This window comes from Streptomyces sp. NPDC053513 (assembly GCF_044544765.1).
Lineage (GTDB): Bacteria > Actinomycetota > Actinomycetes > Streptomycetales > Streptomycetaceae > Streptomyces > Streptomyces litmocidini.
Genome location: NZ_JBITXP010000002.1, coordinates 332994 through 356590, shown reverse-complemented (window position 1 = coordinate 356590; position 23597 = coordinate 332994). Strand labels below are relative to the sequence as shown.

General features: G+C 70.3%; 19 protein-coding genes. 12 read left to right on the top strand and 7 right to left on the bottom strand.

From position 1 onward, the window contains the following. Positions 1-36 precede the first annotated feature (36 nt). The gene (gene metG / locus ACIGW4_RS04830) at positions 37-1644 is read left to right on the top strand and encodes a methionine--tRNA ligase (RefSeq protein ID WP_398708088.1); all 1608 of its coding nucleotides are present in this window, start codon (positions 37-39) and stop codon (positions 1642-1644) included. An 81-nt stretch (positions 1645-1725) separates the two neighbouring features. On the opposite strand, the gene ACIGW4_RS04825 is transcribed toward metG, so the two are convergent. Further along, the gene (locus ACIGW4_RS04825; RefSeq protein WP_399578496.1) at positions 1726-2079 is read right to left on the bottom strand and encodes a DoxX family protein; all 354 of its coding nucleotides are present in this window, start codon (positions 2077-2079) and stop codon (positions 1726-1728) included. A gap of 125 nt (positions 2080-2204) precedes the next feature. On the opposite strand from ACIGW4_RS04825, the gene ACIGW4_RS04820 reads away from it, so the two are divergent. Further along, positions 2205-3053 carry a hypothetical protein gene (locus ACIGW4_RS04820; RefSeq protein ID WP_399578493.1) on the top strand — a complete coding sequence of 283 codons (849 nt, stop codon included), beginning with the start codon at positions 2205-2207 and terminating at the stop codon, positions 3051-3053. A 147-nt stretch (positions 3054-3200) separates the two neighbouring features. On the opposite strand, the gene ACIGW4_RS04815 is transcribed toward ACIGW4_RS04820, so the two are convergent. Next, the gene (locus tag ACIGW4_RS04815) at positions 3201-3410 is read right to left on the bottom strand and encodes a DUF397 domain-containing protein (protein WP_399578491.1); all 210 of its coding nucleotides are present in this window, start codon (positions 3408-3410) and stop codon (positions 3201-3203) included. After that, positions 3407-4282 carry a helix-turn-helix domain-containing protein gene (locus ACIGW4_RS04810; RefSeq protein WP_399578489.1) on the bottom strand — a complete coding sequence of 292 codons (876 nt, stop codon included), beginning with the start codon at positions 4280-4282 and terminating at the stop codon, positions 3407-3409. The genes ACIGW4_RS04815 and ACIGW4_RS04810 overlap by 4 nt, the downstream gene beginning before the upstream one ends. A gap of 156 nt (positions 4283-4438) precedes the next feature. Between ACIGW4_RS04810 and ACIGW4_RS04805 the strand changes: the two genes are divergently transcribed. The 6 genes from ACIGW4_RS04805 (at position 4439) to ACIGW4_RS04780 (ending at position 12398) form a co-directional block, all read left to right on the top strand. Continuing rightward, positions 4439-4870, top strand: a complete 432-nt coding sequence (locus ACIGW4_RS04805; protein WP_399578486.1) for an ATP-binding protein — start codon at positions 4439-4441, stop codon at positions 4868-4870. Positions 4871-5159: 289 nt separating this feature from the next. After that, on the top strand, positions 5160-6011 hold the full coding sequence (locus tag ACIGW4_RS04800; protein ID WP_398708080.1) for a helix-turn-helix domain-containing protein: 852 nt from the start codon (positions 5160-5162) through the stop codon (positions 6009-6011). Between the two features lie 205 nt (positions 6012-6216). Next, the gene (locus ACIGW4_RS04795; RefSeq protein ID WP_399578484.1) at positions 6217-6702 is read left to right on the top strand and encodes an SseB family protein; all 486 of its coding nucleotides are present in this window, start codon (positions 6217-6219) and stop codon (positions 6700-6702) included. Beyond that, positions 6699-7343 (top strand): hypothetical protein, encoded by a 645-nt coding sequence (locus ACIGW4_RS04790; protein WP_399578482.1) that lies wholly within the window; start codon positions 6699-6701, stop codon positions 7341-7343. Before ACIGW4_RS04795 ends, ACIGW4_RS04790 begins: the two co-directional genes overlap by 4 nt. Before the next feature lie 3 nt (positions 7344-7346). After that, positions 7347-11987: a putative T7SS-secreted protein gene (locus tag ACIGW4_RS04785; RefSeq protein WP_399578481.1), complete on the top strand. Its 4641-nt coding sequence runs from the start codon at positions 7347-7349 to the stop codon at positions 11985-11987. A gap of 45 nt (positions 11988-12032) precedes the next feature. Further along, entirely contained in the window at positions 12033-12398 is a 366-nt protein-coding gene (locus ACIGW4_RS04780; RefSeq protein ID WP_123453416.1) for a hypothetical protein, read from the top strand. Positions 12399-12628: 230 nt separating this feature from the next. Here ACIGW4_RS04780 and aspS read toward each other — a convergent pair whose 3' ends face one another. Beyond that, positions 12629-14449 (bottom strand): aspartate--tRNA ligase, encoded by a 1821-nt coding sequence (aspS, locus tag ACIGW4_RS04775; protein ID WP_123453418.1) that lies wholly within the window; start codon positions 14447-14449, stop codon positions 12629-12631. A 171-nt stretch (positions 14450-14620) separates the two neighbouring features. On the opposite strand from aspS, the gene ACIGW4_RS04770 reads away from it, so the two are divergent. Together ACIGW4_RS04770 and ACIGW4_RS04765 are read left to right on the top strand one after the other, a co-directional pair. Next, on the top strand, positions 14621-16816 hold the full coding sequence (locus tag ACIGW4_RS04770; protein ID WP_399578479.1) for a SpoIIE family protein phosphatase: 2196 nt from the start codon (positions 14621-14623) through the stop codon (positions 16814-16816). Between the two features lie 131 nt (positions 16817-16947). Continuing rightward, positions 16948-17763 carry an MBL fold metallo-hydrolase gene (locus ACIGW4_RS04765; protein WP_399578476.1) on the top strand — a complete coding sequence of 272 codons (816 nt, stop codon included), beginning with the start codon at positions 16948-16950 and terminating at the stop codon, positions 17761-17763. On the opposite strand, the gene ACIGW4_RS04760 is transcribed toward ACIGW4_RS04765, so the two are convergent. Beyond that, positions 17760-18836, bottom strand: coding sequence for an AI-2E family transporter (locus ACIGW4_RS04760; protein ID WP_123453424.1), 1077 nt, complete (start codon positions 18834-18836; stop codon positions 17760-17762). The two genes, ACIGW4_RS04765 and ACIGW4_RS04760, sit on opposite strands and share 4 nt — an antisense overlap. Positions 18837-19058: 222 nt before the next feature. After that, complete coding sequence (locus ACIGW4_RS04755) at positions 19059-20021, bottom strand: pirin family protein (protein ID WP_123453426.1); 963 nt, start codon at positions 20019-20021, stop codon at positions 19059-19061. 230 nt (positions 20022-20251) lie between these two features. On the opposite strand from ACIGW4_RS04755, the gene gcvH reads away from it, so the two are divergent. Beyond that, the gene (gene gcvH / locus ACIGW4_RS04750; RefSeq protein ID WP_398708070.1) at positions 20252-20647 is read left to right on the top strand and encodes a glycine cleavage system protein GcvH; all 396 of its coding nucleotides are present in this window, start codon (positions 20252-20254) and stop codon (positions 20645-20647) included. Between the two features lie 116 nt (positions 20648-20763). Here gcvH and ACIGW4_RS04745 read toward each other — a convergent pair whose 3' ends face one another. Further along, positions 20764-21276, bottom strand: coding sequence for an SseB family protein (locus ACIGW4_RS04745; protein WP_123453430.1), 513 nt, complete (start codon positions 21274-21276; stop codon positions 20764-20766). Between the two features lie 394 nt (positions 21277-21670). Between ACIGW4_RS04745 and ACIGW4_RS04740 the strand changes: the two genes are divergently transcribed. Beyond that, positions 21671-23500, top strand: a complete 1830-nt coding sequence (locus tag ACIGW4_RS04740; protein ID WP_123453432.1) for an acyl-CoA dehydrogenase — start codon at positions 21671-21673, stop codon at positions 23498-23500. Positions 23501-23597: the final 97 nt, after the last annotated feature.

The following is a 23597-nucleotide window of genomic DNA, read 5'->3' as shown; positions in this document are numbered from 1 at the left end:
TGAGTGGATCTTCGTACGACGGTTAGGATTTCGACCATGGCGGCCACTGGATCCGAGAAGCAGGGGACGAAGGCGTACTACGTCACGACCCCCATCTACTACGTCAACGACGCTCCTCACCTGGGCCACGCCTATACGACCGTCGCAGGCGACGTGCTCACGCGCTGGCACCGTCAGCGCGGCGAGAAGGTGTGGTACCTCACCGGCACGGACGAGCACGGTCAGAAGATCATGCGCACGGCCGAGGCGAACAACGTCACGCCCCAGGCCTGGTGCGACAAGCTCGTCGAGGAGGCGTGGAAGCCCCTCTGGGAGCACCTGAACATCGCGAACGACGACTTCATCCGTACGACGCAGAAGCGTCACACGGACCGCGTCCAGGAGTTCGTGCAGGACCTGTACGACAAGGGCGAGATCTACAAGGGCGGGTACGAGGGCCCGTACTGCGTGGGCTGCGAGGAGTACAAACTCCCCGGTGACCTCATCGAGGCGGAGGACGGCACCAAGCTGTGCCCGATCCACAAGAAGCCGGTGGAGATCCTCAAGGAGGAGAACTACTTCTTCAAGCTGAGCGAGTACGGCCCGAAGCTGCTGGAGTTCTACGAGGCGAACCCGGGCTTCATCCAGCCGGAGTCGGCCCGCAACGAGGTCGTGAACTTCGTCAAGCAGGGCCTCCAGGACCTCTCGATCTCGCGCTCGACGTTCGACTGGGGCATTCCGATCCCGTGGGACGAGAAGCACGTCATCTACGTGTGGGTCGACGCGCTCCTGAACTACGCCACGGCCGTCGGCTACAACGAGAACCCGGCGAAGTTCGAGGAGACGTTCCCGGCGGACGTGCACCTGGTCGGCAAGGACATCCTGCGGTTCCACGCAGTGATCTGGCCGGCGATGCTGATGGCGCAGGGCCTGCCGGTCCCGGGCCGGGTCGCGGCCAACGGCTGGCTGATGGTCGGCGGCGAGAAGATGTCGAAGTCGAACCTGACGGGCATCAAGCCGCAGGACCTGACCTCGCACTTCGGCGTGGACGCGTACCGCTGGTACTTCCTGCGCGCCATCGCCTTCGGCAGCGACGGCTCGTTCTCGTGGGAGGACTTCACCGCCCGCTACACGAGCGAGCTGGCGAACGACTACGGCAACCTCGCCTCGCGCGTGGCGGCGATGGTCGGCAAGTACTTCGGCGGCGAACTGCCGGCGTCGACGGCCGACGGCGACGCGGAGAAGGCGATCCACGAGGGCCTGGCCAAGGCCGTCGCGACGGCCGACGCGAAGATCGGCGAGGAGCTGGACTTCCAGGCCGGCATCCTGGCGATCTTCGACTTCGTGAAGCAGGTCAACGGCTACATCACGGAGCAGGAGCCGTGGAAGGTGGCCAAGGACGACTCTCCGGAGGGCAAGGCCCGCCTGGCGACGATCCTCTACACGGCCGCCGAGTCCCTCCGCGCCGTCGCCGTCCTCCTCAACCCGATCATGCCGGAGACCTCGCAGGCCCTCTGGGAGTCGCTGGGCGCCGAGGCGTCCCTGGGCGCCCTGGCGGACCAGCCGGTCCAGGACGCGGGCACGTGGGGCAAGCTCCCGGCCGGCGCGACGGTGACGAAGGGCGCGGTCCTGTTCCCGCGCCTGGAGGACCCGAAGAAGGACTGACGTCCGGCTTCTCGCGTACGAAGAAGGCCGCCGTCCCGGTGTGGATCCGGGGCGGCGGCCTTTTCGATGCCGTACGGGGGGTCACCAGGTCAGAGCCAGGGCGGCGACGGCGGGCGCCATGTAGACGAGCGGGAAGGGGGCGTGGCCGTAGGCGCGGGCCCGCAGGACGGTGATCACCGCTCCGGTGAAGTACAGGATGAGCCCGATGGCGGCGAGGGTGCCGATGACGGGGACGTAGAACCCGACGACGAGCCCGACGGCCCCGGCGACCTTGGCGGCCCCGAGCCAGTTCCACATCGCCCGCGGCACCCCGTACTCGGCCAGCGGCTCGACGACGAACTTGGCCCTGACGAAGATCGACACTCCGGAGAACCCGGCCATGAAGGCGGCGACGGCGGTGACGACGACGGCGGTGGTGGACATCTCGGCGAACATCTCGGGCTCCTTCAGCTGCCTTCCGTATCCGCCTCGACCGAGCCGGACACTGCACTGACGGAGGCGGGACGAGGTGTGTGACAGCCACGGAGAAATTTCTTTCCGGCGGCCCACGGGGCCGGGACGTGACGCACCACGGGGAAAGGCTTTGCGAGCCCTCGCGGCCTGACGCCAGTCTGGTGACGACCACAGCCGGGACGCCCAGACGGGAGGACGACGTGCCCGTGTCCGAGACCCTCGACCTTTTCAGCAGGCTCCAGGTCCACTCGGTGGTGGGGGGCGACGACTCCGACGGAGGAATCTGCACGGTCCGATGCATCGCCGGCGTCGCCCGGGTCGGGCAGGTCTTCGTTCCGGAGCGGGATCAGGGCACGGCGGAGCCCGAAGGCGCGGCGCTCACCTTGGAGGACATCGACAAGTACGGGCGGTCTCCGGAATCCATCGACCCTCCGCACAGCGCCGCCGTTCTCCTCTCGGGCGGGTCGCTCGACCGGCTGCGGGAAGGGGACGTCCTCGTGTCCCACCCGGTGCCCGACTGGCACCGGAAGCTCGAAGCGTGCGGCCTGCAGGTCCTGGACCTCGACAGATCACCCCTCTTGCCCGAAGTCCGCCGGGCCCACATCGCCTGGGCGGGGTACGAGGTGAAACCGACCGCTACGGTCAGCCTCGCGCGACCCGGTGTCGCAACAGAACTGGACCGCCAGTGGAATTCCCTGACTGCCTCCGTTCGACTCATGACGGAGGCGGGGGAGTTCTGCATGCCGTGGCCGGGCCGGGGCCTTTTCGAGATCGGCTGGATCCGCGTCAAGGACCTCGTCGGGGTCGACCTGCCCTCCCGCCTCCTGGCAGGCGCCGGCCTCACGGAGTTCCTGGCCGTTTCGGTGGACGGGCGGATCATGTGCGCCGTGTCCGACGAGGAGTACGACAAGTGGATCATCGTGCACCGGTTCGATGAAGAGCACCGTGGAACCTGACCGTCGGCCCGTCGTCCCGGTGCCGGTGGGCGGGCGTCTGGGCGCCACGGCGGCGCGCAGGTGCGCGGCGGGCTGCCGGGCGGTGGGCGCGGACCGAATCTCGACGCCCTCGACCCGCGGCTACGGGGCTGCGGGTTCCCGTGTGCGTCAGCCGCCGAGGGCGTACGCCACGAACCCGGACCACGCGGCGGGCGTGAGCGCGAGCTGCGGGCCGCCGAGGTTCTTGGAGTCCCGGACGTGGACGGCGCCGGGGGCGGTGGCGACCTCGATGCAGGAGTCGCCCTCGCTGCCACTGCTGTAACTGCTCTTGAACCACGCCAGTTCGGAGGCGTCCCCGGCCGAGGTGTTGCGGATCATGTCTCTCCCAGCAGTTGCTCGATGAGGGCCGTCGACTCACGGGGAGTGAGAGCCTGAGCCCGGATGATGCCATACCGCAACTCAAGGATATGGAGCTGTTTCCGCTCGGTCACCGGCCGGCCGTTGGCCACCACAGGAGACCGGCCGACCGCCGATCCGTCCCCGAACTTCAGCACCTCGATCCCGCCATCGATCCCGGCGTGCTCCTCCCGACTCATCGGCATGACCTGAAGCTCGACGTTCCGCAGTCGTCCGACCTCCAGCAGGTGCTCCAGCTGGTTGCGCAGCAGCGCCCGTCCGCCCAGCGGGCGTCGGAGCGTCCACTCCTCCAGGACGAAGCTGAGCTCGGGCACCGGGTCCTTCTCGAAGACGGTCTGCCGGGCCACACGGCCGGCCACCATCCGCTCCACGTCGTCCTGCGTGTACGCCGGGCGCCGCATGAGGAGCAGTCCGCGCGCGTACTCCGGGGTCTGCAGGAGGCCGTGGATGTTGAGCGGGTCGTAGAGCTGGAGCTCCACCGCCCTCGCCTCCAGGTTCGCGAGGTCACGGACCTTCTTCGGGTACCGCACCTTCGCGACGTCGTCCTTCATCGCCGCGATCAGCCCGCTCGCGTCCAGGACCTCGTCGGCCTTGTCCAGGTACTCGGGCCGGGGAATCCGCTTCCCGCCCTCGATCTTGTAGACGAGGTCCTCGCCGTAACCGACGGCGATCCCGAAGTCGGCGGCCCGCATCCCCACCGCTTCCCTCCGCAGCCTCAACTGCCGTCCCACGGTGGCGATGACGGCCAGTCCCCAGTCGTCGTCCGGGTCGACCTCCCACCCCGGCTCGTCCGCCTCGCTCTTGAGCTTCCGCACGCCGTCGTCCACCGACATACCGCACCCTTCCCTGGCCCCGCTTCATGGCGCGACACCCCTACCCTCCACAGAGGTCCGGACAGGCCGGACAGCAGTGGACAAGCCCCGGACAGTGACCCTACGCATCGGAGTCGTCACTGTTCACGGTAGCCAGGGGCGGCCACGCTCGGTGATGTGAATCAGCAGAACACCACCCAACTCCTTTTTCCTGCGCGCCACTTCAGCGTGCTCCTGTCATCCACGCCACGCGGGGCCCGGCTCGCCCGGCTGCTCGCCGTCGAGTGGATGCGGGATCACGAGGTCCCGTACCGCGTGGCCGAGACCGCCGCCCACGTCGTCGCGGAGCTCGCGGCGAACGCGGCGACGCACGGCCGGGTCGCCGGCCGGAGCTTCCGGCTCGGGCTCCTGGCGCAGGGGGAGGGACTTCGGATCGAGGTGACGGACACCCGGGGCGAGGACCTGCCCCGCGTCCAACACCCAGCCCCTGACGGGGACTCCGGGCGCGGGCTGCTGCTCATCGAGGCATTGGCGGACCGATGGGGTGTGGAGACCGGCCCCTCACCCAGGAAGACCGTATGGGCAGAAATCGATCTACCGCAACCCTGACCTGCGGAAACGGCCCACTCTGCCGAACTCCGGGAATGCGGCGTTCGGCTGGGCGGGACGTCTTCCAAAGCAACGACCCGAGAGAAAGAACCCCCACCAAACCCCACCCTTTCCCTCCCGCATCGAAAGCTCACTCATGCGAGTGAACAACGCCAACTGGGCTGGATTCGGGAGGGGTTGCCTGCTTTACGCTCGGCTCGACCGGCATATGCCAACAGACATGCGTCGGCCCTCGCCGGGACGGCAATCCCAGGGCGAGGGCCTGACCATCAAGGAAGGCCACTTCCCGATGGGTACTCGGAACCCTAGCGCGCGCACCTCCGCCCCGTCTCGTAACGGCGCGAAAACCCACCCCAAGGCGCGTACATGCGCCCGCCCCGGAGGCGTCATGCACGACAACGGCCGCCACACCCGACGCTTCACGGTGATCGGCAACCACCTCGCCCAGCACTCCGAGCTGTCGTTGACCGCCATCGGCCTCGCCGCGCACATCCAGTCGCTGCCCACCGGGTCCTGCGTCAGCATCAAGACCCTCGAAGGGAAGTTCCCGGAGGGGAGGAAGCGGATCAGCGACGCGCTGAACGAGCTGGAGGCGCACGGCTATCTGAGCCGGACGCGAGAGCGCCTGGCGGACGGGCGGATGGTCACTCGCACGGTCTCGCACAACATGCCGGGCCGGAAGACCGTCGAAGAACCGCCGGCGAAGCCCGAGCTGCCCGCCCGCCGCCCGGACCCCCAGCGCAAGGCGCTCCCCGCCGTCCCGCAGCCCGCCTACCCGGCCCCGGACCTCCTGGTGACGGCACGCGCGACGCTCATCGACCTGCGCCGTGACGACCCGCGCCTGTACCTCTCCGCCACCGACGTGGACCACCTCGCCCCGGGCGTCGCCACCTGGCTGGAACGCCAGGTCACCCCGGAATCCGTACGCCGGATCCTGACCTTCGCCCTGCCCCAGGAACAGCTCCGTCGCCCGGCCGCTCTCCTGGCGCACCGCCTGAACGCGCATCTCCCACCTCTGCCGTCGTTCCGCACAGCGGCCCCGGGCGTCCGGCACCCCCTCCAGAACTGCGACACCTGTGACCGCGCCTACAGAGCCCCGGAACCGGGCGACTGCGACGCCTGCCGAGCGGGGAACCACTGACCCTCAGGGAATCCCCCCGGCGACCTGACAAAGACGCCCCGAACCACGCGCGATGCCGCGAGGGTGTGTTCTACCGACTTCATGGCCCAAGTCCCCACTCACCAGCGGAGTTCGCACGGGACCGGGCTGTCGTCCGCCGGCAGGCGCGGCCAGATCGGACTTATGTTCGTTGCTGGTGTGAATGACCGCATGCCAGCATGCGTGAGTGGACGAGACCGGGGGCGACGAAGCGCTGGAGACCCAACAGTTCTCCAGACTGGCGGAGTTGGCAGAGGCAGCGGAGGCGTACGCTCCCGCGCGGACAGCGCCCGAGGCGGCAACCGTCGACGAAGCTGCCGTGGCCCGCAGGGAGTTTGCTCGGTTGCTCGGTGAATTCCGGCGTACCGCCGTCCTGGTGCCGTTCGACGAGCACGGAAGCCTGTGGACCGCCGACTTCAACGGCGTCCGGTGGATCTGCGCGTTCTCCGACGAGGAGGCGCTGGCCCGGTTCGCCGTCGCGCGGGGTGACGCCGAGCGGGAGTGGACGTACCGGACGATCCTCGGCGCGCGGCTGCTCGACGTGATGGTGCCGGCGCTGCCCGGCCCCGGCGGGGTCGCGCTGGACGCGGGCAGCACGGACGGCATGTTGTTTCCGCCGGTCGCGGGGGTCGTCCCGGCGCCGGTGGCCATCGATCTCGGGGGTGAACGGTGACGGGGAACGATCCGGACCTGGCGGTGTCGGAGGCGGCGCTCCAGCAGATAGTCCGGGGCATCGACAAGGCGCACGGCGAACTGAAGGACCTCACGGTCGGCCAGCAGGCCGTCACCGGGCGAGGCTTCTCCGAACTCGCGCTCTCGGGCATGCAGTTGGGCAACCAGGATCTCGCCGCGCAGTTCGAGACCTTCTGCGACCGCTGGGGCTGGGGCGTGCGGGACCTCATGCAGAAGGCGAACCTGTTCACGGCGGCGCTGGGGGCGTCGGCGGGCGCGTTCGGCGACCAGGAGCGGTACATCAAGGACACCTTCAAGATCGCGACGAACTCCGTCAACGGCAACCCCCACCTGTCCGAGGACGAGGTGAAGAAGAAGAGCTGGGACGAGATCAGCTCGCAGAGCCCGTACGACGGGGCCGACTGGAGTCCGGAGTCGTTCCTCCGGGCACAGGACCAGGTCGAGCAGACCTGGAGGGACACCGGTTACGACGTCCAGGACGGTCTCCTCGACTCGATGCGGAACTCGGGCGCCCTGAGCCCCGAGCAGCGTGAGGCCCTCGACCGGGAGATGCGCGAACGGCTCGATCCGTCCCAGGAGGCGGTCAGACAAGCACAGGAACCGAACTGGGGGGATCGCTGAGCCATGCCGGACTGGGGGGATCTCGTCGACGGCGGCAAGCGGCTGATCGGCAAGGGCGTCGACGTCACCACGGACGTCATCGGCGGCGGCCTGGAGTACGCGGGCGCGGAGGGCGTCGCGGACAAGGTCGAGGACTGGGGCGACCGGACCGCCTCGTCGCTCGGCGCGGAGGTCGACGAGGCACGGCTCGGGCAGACCGAGGACCCGGACGAACTCGTCCACGGCGACCCGGGCGAGATCACCGCCACGGTGAAGAACCTCCGCGACTTCGCGTCGGCCTTCGGCGGCGTCGCACGGGGGCTGAAGGCCGTGGAGGACGGCGGCCGGTGGAAGGGCGAGGCCGCGAAGGCCTTCCAGGAGAAGTTCCAGGCCCTGCCGACGACGTGGCTGCACGCGGCGGACGCCTTCGGGGCCGCCGCGGGAGCCCTGGAGGCGTACGGCACCACGGTCACCTGGGCGCAGGGCAAGGCCCGCGAGGCGATCGCCCTGTACAAGGAGGGCGACGCCTCCTCCAGGACGGCGAAGGCCGCCTACGAGAAGGAGTTCGCCGCCTACGAGGCGTCCCTCACCGGCCCCGACCCGCGGCCCTGCCCCGCGCCCGGCACGGATCCCGGCGACGCCCGGCGGGCCCGCGCCGAGGAACTCCTCGCCGACGCCCGCCGCCAGCGGGACGAGGCCGCCGAGACGGCACGGAAGGCGATCGCGGCCGCCCTCGCCCACGCACCGGCCGAACCCTCGCTCGGCGAGCGGCTCAAGCTCGACGCGACGGACTACGTCCTGGGCATGGGCGCCGAGCAGATGCACATGGCCGGGGGCGCGGTGAAGGGCCTCGCCGGCCTGGTCACCTTCGTCCGCTCGGTCAATCCCCAGGACCCGTACAACCTCACGCACCCCGCCGAGTACTACCAGAGCGTCAACATGACGCTGGCCGGTCTCGCCTCGACGGCCGCCCACCCCGACCGCGCCCTCCAGGGCGCCTGGGAGGCGGCGAAGAGCGACCCGAGCGAGTTCGGGGGGCGGATGCTGCCGGAGCTCTTCGGCACGAAGGGCCTGGGCGGCGCGAAGGCCCTGGAGCGCGTGGCGGGCGCCGCCGACGACGCCAAGAAGGTGGGCAAGGGGCGCGCCGGTCATACGAAGGCTCCGGAGGAGACGAGCCGCTCCCACGGGGAGAAGAAGTGCGCCAACGACCCCGTCGACATGGCCACGGGCCGCATGGTGCTGCCGCAGACCGACATCACCCTGCCCGCCGCCCTGCCCCTGGTCCTGACCCGCACCTTCGAGTCGTCCTACCGGGCCGGCCGCTGGTTCGGTCCGTCCTGGGCGAGCACGTTGGACCAGCGCCTCGAGATCGACGCCGAGGGCGTCGTCCTCCTCTGCGAGGACACGAGTCTGCTCGCGTACCCGCACCCCGCCCCGGGCGTCCCCGTGCTGCCCACGCACGGCAGCCGCCGCTGGACGCTGGACCGCGACGGAGACACGTACACGGTCACGGACCCGGCCACGGGCCGCGTCCTGCACTTCACGCCGCACGCGGACGATGTCGCCCTTCTCTCCCAGGTCGACGACCGCAACGGCAACCGGATCACCTTCGAGTACGACGAGGAGGGGGCCCCGACCTCGGTCGTCCACCACGGCGGCTACCACCTGAAGCTCACCACGAGCGAAGACCGCGTGACCGCCCTCCGCCTCGCGGGAGCGGCGCCGGACGGGTCGGACCAGGAGATCCTGCGTTACGGCTACACCGGCGGCCACCTCACCGAGGTCGTGAACTCCTCGGGCCGCCCCCTGCGCTTCGGCTGTGACGAGCGCGGCCGCATCACCTCCTGGACCGACACCAACGGAAGCCGCTACGACTACGTCTACGACGACCAGGACCGCTGCACCTATCAGTCGGGGGCGAACGGACACCTCGAAGCCACCTTCACCTGGGACGGCGTCGATCCCGAGACCGGGCTCCGCGTCACCACCCTCACCGACGGCCTGGGGCACACCGAGCGCTACCTGATCGACGACCGCCACCGGGTCGTCGCCGAGATCGACGCGTTGGGGGCGGTCACCCGCTTCGCGTACGACCGCCACAACCGGCTGCTGTCCCGGACGGACCCGCTGGGCCATGTCACCCGCACCACCTACGACGAAGACGGCCGGCCGACCACGACGGAGCGCCCGGACGGGCGCCGGGCACGAGTCGAGTACGACGAGCGCGGATTCCCGGTGCGCATCACCGGCACCGACGGCAACGTCACCCACCAGACCTTCGACGAACGCGGCAACCGCACGTCGGTGACGGTCCCTTCGGGCGCCCGGACGGAGTTCACGTACGACGATTCGGGCCGGCTGACGTCGGTGACGGACCCGCTCGGCGCCACGACCCGGCTGGTCCTGGACGACCGGGGGCTGCCCGTCGAGATCACCGACCCCCTGGGCGCGACGACCCGCTACGAGCACGACGCCTTCGGCCGTACGGTCACGGTCACCGACCCCCTCGACGCGGTCACGCGACTGGAGTGGACGGTCGAGGGCCGGCCGTCCCGGCGCGTCGCACCCGATGGGACGTCGGAGTCCTGGACGTACGACGGCGAGGGCAACTGCCTCAGCCACACGGACGCGCTGGGCGGCACGACCCGCTTCACGTACACCGACTTCGACCTGCTGACCTCCCGCACGGACCCGGACGGGGTGCGGTACGAGTTCGCCCACGACACGAGCCTGCGGTTGACCCGGGTGACGGCGCCGCAGGGCCTGACGTGGGATTACACGTACGACCCGGCGGGTCGGCTGCTCGCGGAGACGGACTTCGACGGCCGGACGCTGAGTTACGACTACGACGCGGCGGGCCGACTGACGTCCCGGGCGAACGGTCTCGGGCAGGCGATCCGGTTCGACCGTGACGTGCTCGGGCGGATCGTCCGCAAGGAGGTCGAAGGAGCGGTCAGCACCTATGAGTACGACCTCTTCGACCAACTCGCGGCAGCGACCGGGCCGGACGCGACGCTGACACGCCTTCGGGACCGCTACGGCCGCCTCCTCTCGGAGACCGTGAACGGCCGCACCCTCTCGTTCACGCACGACGCCGCCGGCCGGCGGACGGGACGTACGACGCCGGGCGGTTCGACGAGCACCTGGTCGTACGACGCGGCGGGCCGTCGTACGGAGCTGACCTCCTCGGGCCGGATGCTGTTCTTCACCCACGACGCCCTCGGCCGTGAAACCACCCGTCACATCTCCGATTTCGCCGTCCTGAGCTCCTCGTTCGACGCGATGGGACGTCTCACCGATCAGGAGGTCACCGGCGATTCAGGTCGCCGTCTCCAGCACCGCGCGTACGCCTACCGCGCGGACGGGGGACTCGTCGGCATCGCCGACGCGCTCTCCGGTGCCCGCCGCTTCGACCTGGACCCGGCAGGCCGTGTCACGGCCGTCCACGCGCGGGACTGGACCGAGCGGTACACCTACGACGACGCCGGAAACCAGACGGAGGCGTCCTGGCCATCGACGCACCCGGCCCACGCCGCGACGGGCACACGCACGTACGCGGGCACGCGCATCACGTCCGCGGGGTCGGTCCGCTACGAACACGACGCCCAGGGCCGGGTCGTCCTGCGCCAGAAGACGCGCCTCTCCCGGAAGCCCGACACCTGGCGCTATGCGTGGGACGCGGAGGACCGCCTCACCGCGGTGACGACACCGGACGGCACGGTGTGGCGGTACGCGTACGACCCGCTGGGCCGCCGCATAGCGAAGCAGTCCCCTTCCGAGACGGTCCACTTCACGTGGGACGGCACGACCCTCTGCGAGCAGACGGCCGAGGACATCACCCTCACCTGGGACCACGCGGGCCTGCGGCCCCTGGCCCAGACGGAGCGCCGCACAGGCCCGGACTCCCTCGACGAACGCTTCTTCGCCATCGTCACCGACTTGATCGGCACCCCGACGGAACTCGTCGACGAGTCGGGCGAACTGGCCTGGCGCACCCGCACGACCCTCTGGGGAACAACCACCTGGAACAAGTCGGCCACCGCCTACACCCCGCTCCGTTTCCCGGGCCAGTACTTCGACCCCGAATCGGGCCTCCACTACAACCACTTCCGCTACTACGACCCGGCGAGCGCCCGCTACCTCTCTCCGGACCCCTTGGGCCTCCACCCCTCTCCCAATGCGTCGGCCTACGTCCACAATCCCCACACGTGGTCGGATCCGCTGGGACTCTCGCCCTGCCCGGACGAAGAAGGGATCGAGCCTACGGGCGGCAATGTTCCCGGAGATCCCAGGGGGTACACGAAACCCTCGATCGGTCGCTACGACTACTCGTGGTCCAGTTACGACGAGGCGATAGCCGCTGCCCGAGAACACGCTGGCGGGGACCTGGGCCCCGACTCGATCCAGATGTACGACCGGAGCATCAGCCGAAACGAGGGCACAGGCACTCTGATCGGCGAACAGACCGCCGACCGCACACGCGGCTGGCGAATCGACGGAGCGGACGGTCACGTGAACTTCTGGGACTGGTCCACCGGCAAGAAGGGCAAGGGCGGGGTGTACGGTCACGACTGGTTCCCCACGGATCCGAGCACCCCTGGCTCTCGGTACATCGGTTGGGCTCCCTGGCAGGACCGCAATGGGAACATCCTCGAAGGAAACTGACGGAGCGTACTCATGCCACCGAAACTGACATCGACACTCGCGGCCATGGGGGCTGAGCACGACCCGGAGCTCCTGGAAGAAGCGTTGCGGGTCATGGGAGGTTCCTGGGCGGAGCTGCCCCGGGTGAGGCGTTCGGCGGAGGCGGCCACCGATGTCTCCGAGATGACGGAGTCCGCTCTACAGGTATGTCTGGCGGAGGCCCTCGGGGACCTCCCGTCCACGCTGATCGCGGTCTGGCCCGCCGACCGGGTGGCGGCCGGACTCACCTCGGAAGAACTGATCACGGCCATCGACGACCTCTGGTACCCCTCGATGGACGATCTCGTGGTGATCTCCACTGCGGGCGATCACACGACCGTGCTGGTGCTGGACCACGAGGAACAGCTGACGGTCACCCGGCTGCCACGGTAGACGAGCCGTGAGTACAGTGCGGCGATCGTGCTGCGGCATGCCATCGAACCGTGGAGCGGGAGACGACCTTGCCCGCCCCTGAGAACCACCCTTCTCTCGGCGGACTTCAGCGCCACTGAGTCCCGCTGGCTCGGCGCGGTCTGACGACGAGACGCGCTGTCGGCGCCCTCATGACGGAAAGGGCCCGGAATCCGTCAGGATTCCGGGCCCTTCCTCTATGAGCGGGAGGCTTACCGCGCCGCGTCCGGGTGGACCGACTCCGTGATCGGGCGGTCCTCCGTGGCGGTCTTCTTCTCGACCGGCTTGCGGAGCTGGATGTTCAGCTCGCGCAGGCGGGACTCGTCCAGCTCGGTCGGGGCGCCCATCAGGAGGTCCTGGCCGTTGCCGTTGAGCGGGAAGGCGATGATCTCGCGGATGTTGGGCTCGTCGGCGAGGAGCATCACGATGCGGTCGACGCCCGGGGCGATGCCGCCGTGCGGCGGGGCGCCGTACTCGAAGGCGCGGAGCATGCCCGCGAACTCGGTCTCGACGGTCTCGCGGCTGTAGCCGGCGATCTCGAAGGCCTTGAACATGATCTCGGGCTCGTGGTTCCGGATGGCGCCGGAGGAGAGCTCGATGCCGTTGCAGACGATGTCGTACTGCCAGCCGAGGACGTCCAGCGGGTCCTGGGTCTCCAGGGCCTCCAGGCCGCCCTGCGGCATGGAGAACGGGTTGTGCGAGAAGTCGATCTTGCCGGTCTCCTCGTCCCGCTCGTACATCGGGAAGTCGACGATCCACGCGAAGCGGAAGACGTTCTCCTCGAACTGGCCGGCGCGCTTGGCGGCCTCGACCCGGACCGGGCCCATGATCTTGGAGACCTCGTCGAACTCGCCGGCGCCGAAGAAGACGGCGTGGCCGGGCTGGAGGCCCAGGCGCTCGGTGAGGACCTTGACGTTCTCCTCGGTGAGGAACTTGGCGATCGGGCCGGTCAGGGCGTTGCCCTCGCCGACGCGGACCCAGGCCAGGCCCTTCGCGCCCAGGGAGACCGCGAAGTCGCCGAGGGAGTCGAAGAACTTGCGCGGCTGGTCGCCGGTGTCCGGGACGGCCAGGGCGCGGACGTGCTTGCCGGCGAAGGCCTTGAACTCGGAGTTCTCGAAGACGTCGGTGAGGTCGACGAGCTCCAGGGACGTCCGCAGGTCCGGCTTGTCGTTGCCGTACTTCAGCATCGACTCGCGGAACGGGATCCGCGGGAACGGGGAGGTGACGTGGCGGCCGCCGCCGAACTCCTCGAAGAGCTCCGTCATGAGCTTCTCGATCGGCTGGAAGACGTCCTCCTGCTCGACGAAGCTCATCTCGACGTCGAGCTGGTAGAACTCGCCGGGCGAGCGGTCGGCGCGGGCGTCCTCGTCGCGGAAGCAGGGCGCGATCTGGAAGTACCGGTCGAAGCCGGAGATCATCAGCAGCTGCTTGAACTGCTGCGGCGCCTGCGGCAGCGCGTAGAACTTGCCCGGGTTCAGGCGGGACGGGACGACGAAGTCGCGGGCGCCCTCGGGGGAGGTCGCGGCGAGGATCGGGGTCGCCATCTCGTTGAAGCCGAGGGCCGTCATCTTGGAGCGGATGGCGGCGATGACGGCGGAGCGCAGCATGATGTTGCGGTGCATGCGCTCGCGGCGCAGGTCGAGGAAGCGGTACTCCAGGCGCCGCTCCTCGTTCACACCGTCGTCGGTGTTGATGGTGAAGGGGATCTGCTTGGCGGCGCCCAGGACCTCGACCTCGGCGGCCTCGATCTCGATCTCGCCGGTCGGCAGCTCGGGGTTGACGTTCTCCGCGCCGCGGGAGACGACCTTGCCGTCCACGCGGACGACGGTCTCCTTGGTGAGCTTGTCGAGGACCTCGGCGGCGGGGGTGCCGGGCCGGGCGACGAGCTGCGTGATGCCGTAGTGGTCGCGCAGATCGATGAAGAGGATGCCGCCCAGGTCGCGCCGATTGTGCAGCCAGCCGCTCAGCCGGACGTCGGTGCCGACGTCAGAGGCGCGGAGCTCGCCGCAGGTGTGGGACCTGTACCGATGCATCGTCGTTCATCCAGTCTTCGGGATCTTGGGGTGGGTCGCCGCCGGCCGTGACCGCTGTCACAGATGTCACAGGACACGAGGGCAGACCCACCCAGAGTACCGGCCGGGCCAAGATCGCATCTCGAATACCCTCGGTGGCGGCCCGCTGTCCGACATTCATAAAGTGGGGCAATGCGCACCGAGGACGTCCTGGCCGCGATCGCGACCGGCCTGTGGCGCTGGAACAACGCGTCCGGGATCGTCTCGCTCGACGCCGAGGCCGCCCGGCTGCTCGGGCTGCCCGCCGAGCCCGTGCGGCTCACCGAGGCGGCCGTACGGTCCCGTTTTCATCCGGTCGACTGGAACGAGATCGACGGGGTGGTCAACCTCGCCGTCGCCGAGGGCACCCTCGCCGAGGCCCGGCTGCGGATCATGGACGAGCACGGGCGGGTGATCCGTACCGTACGGAGCAGGTCGAAGCCGCTCATCGAGGGGAACGACTACCAGCTGGTCGGCACCCTCCAGGAGGTCGCCGAGCAGTTGCCGGGCACCGCCGCCCGCACCCCCGTCACCGGCGACTGGCGCCGCTCCCGCGAGGCGTTCCTCCTCGACGCGGGGCGGGCGCTCGCCGAGGCGCGGTCCACGGCCGAGGTGCTGCGGGTGGCGGCCTCGCTGTCGATGCCCGGCTTCTCGCCGGACGGGCTCGCCGTCTTCGGCGTGGCGGGCGACCGGCTGACGGTCATCGGCCACCACGGGCACAGCGAGGGCGACGAGGGGCCGTTCTCGTCGATGTCGCTGGACACGGACTATCCGGCGGCCGAGGTCGTGCGGACCGGGCGGGCGATCTACCTGCCGACTCCGGAGGAGTACCTGCGGCGCTTCCCCACGACCTGGCCGCTCGCGCAGCGCTTCGGGCGCCGCTCGTGGGCCTTCGTGCCGCTCGTCGTCGCCGGGCGCACGATGGGCGCCTGGATGGCGGCCTTCAAGCATCCGGTGGCGTTCACGCCCGACGAGCGTTCCGTGCTGACGACCGTCGCGCGGATGCTCGCGCAGGCCCTCGCACGCGCGGGCGTGGCCGAGTCCGAGCGCGAGCTGTCCCTCGGACTCCAGCGGACGATGATGCCGGTCCTCGGCCCCGGCATCCCCGGCATCCAGGTCGCCGCGCGGTACGTGCCGACCGGCGGCGGGCTCCAGGTCGGCGGCGACTGGTACGACATGATCCGGCTGCCCGGCGGCTCCACCCGCGCCGGCGGGCGCGGTCCGGGCCGGATCGCCCTCGTCATCGGCGACGTGCAGGGCCACGACGTGCGGGCCGCCGGCCTGATGGGGCAACTGCGGATCGCCCTGCGCGCGTACGCCTCCGAGGGCCACCGGCCGGACGCGGTCCTCTCCCGCGCCTCCCGCTTCCTCTACGGGATCACCGACGGTGACGACGAGGGGGGCGGGGTCGGGGGCGGGAACGGCGGCGGTCCGCGGTTCGCGACCTGCCTCTACCTGGAGGTCGACCTGGAGACGGGGACGGTCGACATCGCGCGCGCGGGGCATCCGGATCCGGCGGTACGGACGAACGACGGAACGGTTCTCCTCAGGCCCACGGCCGGCGGGCTGCCCCTCGGCATCGACCCCGACACCGACTACCCCACCACCCGGCTCACCCTCGACCCCGGCGAGACCCTGATGATCTGCACCGACGGCCTCCTGGAGACCGGCGGGCACGACCTGGACAGCGGCTGGGAGCGCGTGCGGAAGCTCCTGGAGGCCCACGACGGCGACGACCTGGAACGGCTCGCCGACGCGCTCGTGGAGGCCGTCCACGGGCCCGGCTCGCACCACACGACGGGGCCGCTCGCCGACCGCCGCGAGGACGACATCGCGGTGCTGCTGCTCTCCCGTCGGCCCGCCGGCGCCGTCCGGGAGGCCCCGCGCCGCACCCTGATGACGATCGCCCAGGCGGAGCCGGAACGGATCGCCGAGGCGCGCGAGCAGGTCCGGCAGCTGCTGCACGACTGGTCGGACGGGGACCAGCTCGACGCGGCGGTCCTGATGGTCTCCGAGATGGTCACGAACGTCCTCGTCCACACCGACGGCGACGCGCTCCTGGTCGCGGAGGTCGCCTGCGGCGAGAAGGCGCGGCGGCTGCGCGTGGAGGTCTCCGACGGCAGCGACGAACTGCCGCACAAACGGCATCCGGGCGAGATGGCGTCGAGCGGGCGCGGGCTGGTGCTGATGGAGATGCTGGCGGATGCGTGGGGGGTGGATCCGCGGGGCGAGGGCAAGGCGATCTGGTTCGAACTGAACGAGCCGGAGGCGGGGGCGGGGCCGGGACAGGAGCCGGGGCCGGGGCCGGGGTCGGGGACAGGGCCGGGGTCGGGGGGCGGCTGCGGCTAGCCTCCGGCGGGCGCGGGCTCCGCGCCGTGGTGGGTGGGGCCCGTGTGGAGGGCCGGTCCGCGCGCGGGCCCCCTCCCCCCGGCGCAGACTGGTGTCGTACGGCCGCCACCGGGGGGACCACGGAGCGCGTCATGGACACCCACAAGGTCGGCAGCGACACCACGGTGATCGCCGACAGTCTCGAAGTCCTGGGCGTCGGGCACATCCCCGCCAACGCCTACGTCGTCACCGCCACCGAGCCCGTGGTCGTCGACACCGGGCTCTCGGTCGAAGACCGCGACTTCGTCGCCGCGCTCGGCGGGGTCGTGGACCCGGCCGACGTCCGCTGGATCTGGCTGACCCACCCCGACCGGGACCACACCGGCGGGATCTTCGACCTGCTCGAAGCCGCCCCACACGCGCGCGTGGTCACGACGTTCCTCGGCTTCGGCATCATGTCGACCGAGCGGGCGCTGCCCGTGGACCGGGTGTACTTCCTCAATCCGGGCCAGTCCCTCGACGTCGGCGACCGGACGCTGCACGCCTTCCGGCCGCCGCTCTTCGACAACCCGGCCACCGTCGGCTTCTACGACGACCGGACCCGGATCTGCTTCAGCTCGGACTGCTTCGGCGGCCCGATGCCGAGTGCCGAGCTCGCCGAGAGCGGGCACGCGAGCGACCTGAAGCCGGAGGAGCTGCGGCGGACGCAGCTGCTCTGGGCGACGATCGACAGCCCGTGGGTGCACCTGGTGGACGCGGAGAAGTACCGGGCGTCGCTCGCGCCGCTGGCCGAGATGAACCCGGAGATCGTGCTGTGCACGCATCTGCCGCCGGCCGTGCGGATGACGGACCGGATGCTGGAGACGATCGCGTCGGCCCCGGACTCGGACCCGTTCGTGGGCCCGGACCAGATGGCTCTGGAGCAGCTCCTGGCCTCGTTCGAGCGGGGCGGGCTGACCCCGGCCTAGTCCGCCGCCTCGGAAGGGGTTCCGTACCGCGTCCGCAGCACCCCCAGGACCCCCGTCCCGGCGGCCGTCAGCGGGACGGCGAGCAGCATCCCCAGGACGCCCGCGACGGACGCGCCGGCCGTGATCGCCAGCATGACCACGGCCGGGTGCATCTGCACGGTCCTGCTCTGGACGAGGGGCTGGAGGAGGTGGCCCTCGACGACCTGGACGGCCAGGACGACGCCGAGCACCCACAGCGCGATGACGAAGCCGCGGTCGGCGAGGGCGACGAGGACGGCGATCGCGCCGGAGAGGAAGGCCCCGAGGTACGGGATGTAGGCGGTGACGAAGACGAGCGCGGCGAGCCCCACGGCGCCGGGCACGTCGAGGACGACCAGGCCGATGCCGATGAGGACGGCGTCGACGAGGGCGATGAAGGTGGTGCCGCGCATGAAGCCCTCGACGGCTTCGAAGGCGCGGCGCGCCATGGCCTCGACGAGGTCGCCGGTGCCGCGGGGGGCGAGCGAGCGCAGGGTGCCGGCGGCCCGGTCGGAGTCCTTGAGGAAGAAGAAGATGAGGAAGAGGGCGAGGACGCCGGTGGCGAGCATCTGGCCGACGACGCTGAGGCCGCTGATGACGCCGGAGGCGGCGGTGCCGCCGAACTCCTTGAGGAGCTTCTCGGCGTTCCCGGCGAGGTCGTCGAGGGAGGTGCCGGCGGCGCCGAGGTGGTCGGCGATGTCGGAGGCGGCCTGCCGGAGCGAGGCGACGATCTGGTCGCCGGTCTCGATGAGGGCGGCGACGACGATGTACGTGGCGCCGCCGACGACCACGAGGACGGCGACGACGGTGAGCATGGCGGCGAGGCCCCTGCGCACCTTCATCCGCAGCAGGCGCCGGTGGAGCGGGCCGAGGAGGGCGGCGCCGAGGATCGCGAGGAGGACGGGGGTGACGGCCGTCTTGAAGACGACGCAGAGCCAGACGAAGACGGCGGCGACCCCGGCGGCGAGCAGCAGGACGACGCACCAGGCGGCGAACCGGCGGGCGGATTCGGGGAGCAGGGGCTCGGGAGGGAGAGGTGCTGGGCTCGGCTGCACCCGACCACCGGACCACGTCCGCCGGCGTGTCGTCGTGTGCTGACGGGCCGTCCGGGTGACGGCCCGTCAATCGACGGCGCGTACCGATCCACGCCGATCGGCGACGCGCACCGGTCGGCGGCGCGTACCGGTACACGATGCGTACGGCCCGTACCAGGTGCGTACGGCGCGTACGACCCGTACCCGGTGCGTGCGGCTTGCGCCGGGCGCGTACCGCGCGTCCTACTCGCCCATGCCGTGGACCGCCGGGATCGTGCCGAGGCGGCCCGCCTGGAAGTCCTCGAAGGCCTGGCGCAGTTCGGCCTGGGTGTTCATGACGAACGGGCCGTAGTGGGCCATCGGCTCGCGGATCGGCTGCCCGCCGAGGAGGACGACCTCCAGGTCCGGGGTGTTGCCGTCCTGCTTCTCGTCGGCGCGGACGGTGAGCGAGCCGCCCTTCCCGAAGACGGCGGTCTGGCCGGTGTGGATCGGGCGCCGGTCGGTGCCGACGGTGCCGCGGCCGGCGAGCACGTACGCGAGGCCGTTGAAGTCCTCGCGCCAGGGCAGGCTGATCTCGGCGCCGGGGCGCAGGGTGGCGTGGATCATCGTGATCGGGGTGTGGGTGATGCCGGGACCCTCGTGGCCGTCGAGCTCGCCGGCGATGACGCGGAGCAGCGCGCCGCCGTCGGGGGTGGTGAGCAGCTGGACCTGGCCGCCGCGGATGTCCTGGTAGCGGGGGGCCATCATCTTGTCGGAGGCGGGCAGGTTCACCCACAGCTGGAGGCCGTGGAAGAGGCCGCCGCTGACGACGAGGGACTCCGGCGGGGCCTCGATGTGGAGGAGGCCGGATCCGGCGGTCATCCACTGGGTGTCGCCGTTGGTGATGGTGCCGCCGCCGCCGTTGGAGTCCTGGTGGTCGAAGGTCCCGTCGATGATGTAGGTGACGGTCTCGAAGCCGCGGTGGGGGTGCCAGGGCGTGCCCTTGGGCTCTCCGGGCGCGTACTCCACCTCACCCATCTGGTCCATCATGATGAACGGGTCGAGGTACTGGTAGTTGATCCCGGCGAACGCACGGCGCACCGGGAAGCCCTCGCCCTCGAAGCCCGAGGGGGCCGTGGTGACGGCGAGCACGGGGCGGGAGACGGCGTCGGCGGTGGCGACGACGCGCGGCAGGGTGAGCGGGTTCTCGACAGTCACAGCGGGCATGACCGGACCTCCTAGGTGCGACCTTGTACGACCACTTTAGTTGAACGCTGAACTTTCTGCCACCCAGAACGCGGAACCGTTCCGCGCCATTCCCGAGCGCCCTGCCCGGACGGCCGAAAGTCGCCCGCCCGTCCGAGTGAGCCACGTCCCCGCGCCTCCGGCCACTCGGGCACGCTGTCCCCGCCGGGCGGCCGACCCCCGGCACCCCGACGGCCCGCGAAGGAGCCCGCATGTCGTACTGCCCGGAGCACCTGAAGTACACGAAGGACCACGAGTGGGTGGAGAAGACGGGCGACCGGCGCGTCCGCGTCGGCATCACCGACTTCGCACAGAAGCAGCTCGGCGACCTCGTCTTCGTGGACGTCCCGACCGTGGGCCGCACCCTCGAGGCGGGAGAGCTGATCGGCACCGTGGAGTCGGTCAAGTCGGTGAGCGATCTGTACGCACCCGTCTCCGGCCGGGTGACGGCCCTGAACCCCGAACTCGAAGGCGAGCCCGAGCTGGTCAACACCGACTCGTACGGCGACGGCTGGATCGCCGAGATCGAGATCGCCGGCACCGGCGCCCTGACCGGCCTGCTCGACGCCGCGCAGTACAAGGAGCACCTCGCGGCGGAGGAGGAGTAGGCCGTACGAGGAACGGGCGGGCCCGGCGTCCCCCTCGGGGAACGCCGGGCCCGCCCGCACGCATCAGAACTCCGTCAGCCGGACGCCTCAGACCTCCGTCAGCCGGACGCCTCGCCTCACCCGTACATCCGCCGCATCGCGAAGTCGACCATCTGCTCCACGGCCTTCGCGTCGAAGACCATGCGGTGGTCGCCCTCCATGTCCAGGACGAAGCCGTAGCCGGTGGGCAGCAGGTCGATCACCTCGGCGCCGGTGATCACGAAGTACTTCGACTCCTTGCCCGCGTACCGCCGCAGCTCCTTCAGCGAGGTGAACATCGGGATGACCGGCTGCTGGGTGTTGTGCAGGGCCAGGAAGCCGGGGTTGTCGCCGCGCGGGCAGTAGACCTTCGAGGTCGCGAAGATCTGCTGGAAGTCCTCGGCGGCCAGGGTGCCGGTAGTGAAGGCGCGCACGGCGTCCGCGAGGGAGGGCGGCGAGGGCTCCGGGTACAGCGGGGGCTGCTGCTGGGCGTACCCACCGGGGACACCGCCCTGCATCCCGGCCTGCATGCCGCCCTGCGGCGGGTACTGCCCCTGCTGGGGAGGCGCGTACTGCTGCTGGGCACCCGGGTTCTGCTCGTAGCCGTACATGGGGCCAAGACTATCGAGCGGCGGGGCGGCGGGCGGGCGCACGGGTGGCTCTCGCGCTCTTCTTCGCACCGCGGGCGAGCCGAGGACCTCCACCTCGCAGTCGGTCACCGACCTGGACGCGGCCGACGAGGGCGTCAGCGACTCCCCCGTCGGCTTCGACTCCTCCGCCGCGCTCGGGGGCGTACGGACCGCGCGTCCCGCGAGAGGGGCCCGGGGCACGCGCCCCGGGCCCTTTTCGTGCGGCTCGCGTCACAGATGGCCGGAGAGGGGTTGCTCTTATTACCGGTGGGTAGCATCATCGTAGAGAAGTGTTGGCTACTCGTCGGTAGTACGGGCGCCGGCACACGCGCGTACCAGGACATCCGCCTCCCCGAGCCTTTACGGAGCCGTCGCCATGGGGCACTACAAGTCGAATCTCCGCGACATCGAGTTCAACCTCTTCGAGGTCCTCGGCCGCGACAAGGTGTACGGCACCGGGCCGTTCGAGGAGATGGACGTCGAGACCGCCAAGAGCATCCTCGACGAGATCCGCCGTCTCGCCGAGAACGAGCTCGCGGAGTCCTTCGCCGACGCCGACCGCAACCCGCCGGTCTTCGACCCGGAGACCAACACCGCTCCGGTCCCGGCCACCTTCAAGAAGTCGTACAACGCCTTCATGGAGTCCGAGTACTGGCGCCTGGGCATCCCGGAGGAGATCGGCGGCACCGTCTCCCCCCGCTCCCTGATCTGGGCCTACGCGGAGCTGCTCCTCGGCTCGAACCCGGCCATCTGGATGTACTCCTCCGGCCCGGCCTTCGCCGGCATCCTCTACAACGAGGGCAACGAGGCGCAGAAGAAGATCGCGCAGATCGCCGTCGAGAAGCGCTGGGGCTCCACCATGGTCCTCACCGAGCCCGACGCGGGCTCGGACGTCGGCGCCGGCCGCACCAAGGCCATCCAGCAGGAGGACGGCTCCTGGCACATCGAGGGCGTCAAGCGCTTCATCACCTCCGGTGAGCACGACATGGAGGAGAACATCCTCCACTACGTCCTCGCCCGCCCCGAGGGCGCCGGCCCCGGCACCAAGGGCCTGAGCCTCTTCCTCGTCCCGAAGTACGAGTTCGACTGGGAGACCGGCGAGCTGGGCGCCCGCAACGGCGTGTACGCGACGAACGTCGAGCACAAGATGGGCCTCAAGGCCTCCAACACCTGCGAGATGACCTTCGGCGACCAGCACCCCGCCAAGGGCTGGCTGATCGGCGACAAGCACGACGGCATCCGCCAGATGTTCCTCATCATCGAGTTCGCCCGCATGATGGTCGGCACGAAGGCGATCTCCACCCTCTCCACGGGCTACCTCAACGCCCTGGAGTACGCCAAGGAGCGCGTCCAGGGCACCGACCTGGCCAACTTCATGGACAAGGCCGCGCCCAAGGTCACCATCACGCACCACCCCGACGTCCGCCGCTCGCTGATGACGCAGAAGGCGTACGCCGAGGGCATGCGCTCCCTCGTCCTCTACACGGCCTCCGTGCAGGACGAGATCGCGATCAAGGAGGCGGCCGGCGAGGACGCCAAGGCGCTCCACGGCCTGAACGACCTGCTCCTGCCGATCGTGAAGGGCTACGGCTCCGAGAAGGGCTACGAGCAGCTCGCGCAGTCGCTCCAGACCTTCGGTGGCTCCGGCTTCCTCCAGGAGTACCCGATCGAGCAGTACATCCGGGACGCCAAGATCGACACCCTCTACGAGGGCACCACGGCCATCCAGGGCCAGGACTTCTTCTTCCGCAAGATCGTCCGCGACCAGGGCGCCTCCCTGAACGCGCTGTCCGAGGAGATCAAGAAGTTCCTCGCGGTCGGCACGGGCGGCGAGGAGCTGGCCGGCGCCCGCGACGCGCTCGCCAAGGCCGCCGTGGACCTGGAGGCGATCGTCGGCAAGATGATCACCGACCTCACCGCCACCGGCGAGGACGTCAAGAACATCTACAAGGTCGGCCTCAACACCACCCGCCTGCTGCTCGCCTCCGGCGACGTCGTCGTCGGCTACCTGCTGCTGCGCGGTGCGGCCGTCGCCGCCGAGAAGCTGGCCGCCGGCGCCACGGGCAAGGACGTCGCCTTCTACCAGGGCAAGATCGCGGCCGCGAAGTTCTTCGCCGCCAACGTCCTGCCCGGCGTCTCCACCGAGCGCGCGCTGGCCGAGGCCGTCGACGGCTCGCTGATGGACCTGGACGAGGCCGCGTTCTGAGACGCGCCACGTCCTGACGGAACGGCCCGTCCCCGGGGAGGGGGGCGGGCCGTTCTTGCTGCCCGCAAGCCCGTGATCACCAATTTCCGGGGTCCCG

Coding starts and splice junctions, on each gene's coding strand:
- ACIGW4_RS04765 (WP_399578476.1), top strand. CDS start 16,948: ATGGACACCCACAAGGTCGGCAGCGACACCACGGTGATCGCCGACAGT.
- ACIGW4_RS04785 (WP_399578481.1), top strand. CDS start 7,347: ATGCCGGACTGGGGGGATCTCGTCGACGGCGGCAAGCGGCTGATCGGC.
- metG (WP_398708088.1), top strand. CDS start 37: ATGGCGGCCACTGGATCCGAGAAGCAGGGGACGAAGGCGTACTACGTC.
- ACIGW4_RS04815 (WP_399578491.1), bottom strand. CDS start 3,410: ATGATCCGCAACACCTCGGCCGGGGACGCCTCCGAACTGGCGTGGTTC.
- aspS (WP_123453418.1), bottom strand. CDS start 14,449: ATGCATCGGTACAGGTCCCACACCTGCGGCGAGCTCCGCGCCTCTGAC.
- ACIGW4_RS04740 (WP_123453432.1), top strand. CDS start 21,671: ATGGGGCACTACAAGTCGAATCTCCGCGACATCGAGTTCAACCTCTTC.
- ACIGW4_RS04770 (WP_399578479.1), top strand. CDS start 14,621: ATGCGCACCGAGGACGTCCTGGCCGCGATCGCGACCGGCCTGTGGCGC.
- ACIGW4_RS04810 (WP_399578489.1), bottom strand. CDS start 4,282: ATGTCGGTGGACGACGGCGTGCGGAAGCTCAAGAGCGAGGCGGACGAG.
- gcvH (WP_398708070.1), top strand. CDS start 20,252: ATGTCGTACTGCCCGGAGCACCTGAAGTACACGAAGGACCACGAGTGG.
- ACIGW4_RS04825 (WP_399578496.1), bottom strand. CDS start 2,079: ATGTTCGCCGAGATGTCCACCACCGCCGTCGTCGTCACCGCCGTCGCC.
- ACIGW4_RS04800 (WP_398708080.1), top strand. CDS start 5,160: ATGGGTACTCGGAACCCTAGCGCGCGCACCTCCGCCCCGTCTCGTAAC.
- ACIGW4_RS04780 (WP_123453416.1), top strand. CDS start 12,033: ATGGGGGCTGAGCACGACCCGGAGCTCCTGGAAGAAGCGTTGCGGGTC.
- ACIGW4_RS04755 (WP_123453426.1), bottom strand. CDS start 20,021: ATGCCCGCTGTGACTGTCGAGAACCCGCTCACCCTGCCGCGCGTCGTC.
- ACIGW4_RS04745 (WP_123453430.1), bottom strand. CDS start 21,276: ATGTACGGCTACGAGCAGAACCCGGGTGCCCAGCAGCAGTACGCGCCT.